Raw genomic sequence first — 459 nt, 5'->3', positions numbered from 1 at the left:
GGGCTGCACGGGGCGGCGATGGCGAGCACGGGAACGAGCAACGGAGCGCAGCGCAGTGCGAGCCGCGCGCAGCCAGTCGCAGCAGGGTTGGGGCGGGGGGAAGTCAATGAGCGGAGGCCGCAGGCCGACCGGCCTTCAGGGGTGTTGGCCGGACGTTGGCACAGCAGCTAAAGAAGCACACGGGTTTTTGCCGAGGACTGGCGCAGCGGCTGACAGCAGAAGGCGTCAGCCTTGTGCGCCACACCCCGCAATGCCGACCCGCGGGGGCGCAAGACATAATGCCAATTATACGCATTAAGCCGCTCATCAATGCTCAGGCGGTTGCCCGGGCTCACCGGCGCAGTGCGGATAATTCCCCCGCATTATGTTCAATAGGCGTTGGGCGGCCTGGACCGGCTCAACGGGGACGCCGGGGCTTGCGCCGCCTGACGACTATTTACCCCCGCGTGCGCCGAGGCT

General features: G+C 66.9%; 2 protein-coding genes. Both read left to right on the top strand.

Going from position 1 to position 459, the window contains the following annotated elements; genetic code table 11:
- Nucleotides 1–298: hypothetical protein (locus tag ACGF49_RS24850; RefSeq protein WP_387493418.1), on the top strand; the 298-nt coding region annotated here is incomplete at its 5' end.
- On the top strand, nt 279–459 hold a 181-nt coding region (locus tag ACGF49_RS24845; RefSeq protein ID WP_387493415.1), incomplete at its 3' end, for a hypothetical protein. The genes ACGF49_RS24850 and ACGF49_RS24845, both read left to right, overlap by 20 nt.

The organism is Photorhabdus sp. RM96S (genome assembly GCF_042879335.1).
GTDB classification, from domain to species: Bacteria; Pseudomonadota; Gammaproteobacteria; order Enterobacterales; family Enterobacteriaceae; genus Photorhabdus; species Photorhabdus kayaii.
The sequence above is the reverse complement of the archived record's forward strand: the minus strand, read 5'-3'. Positions and strand labels throughout refer to the sequence as shown.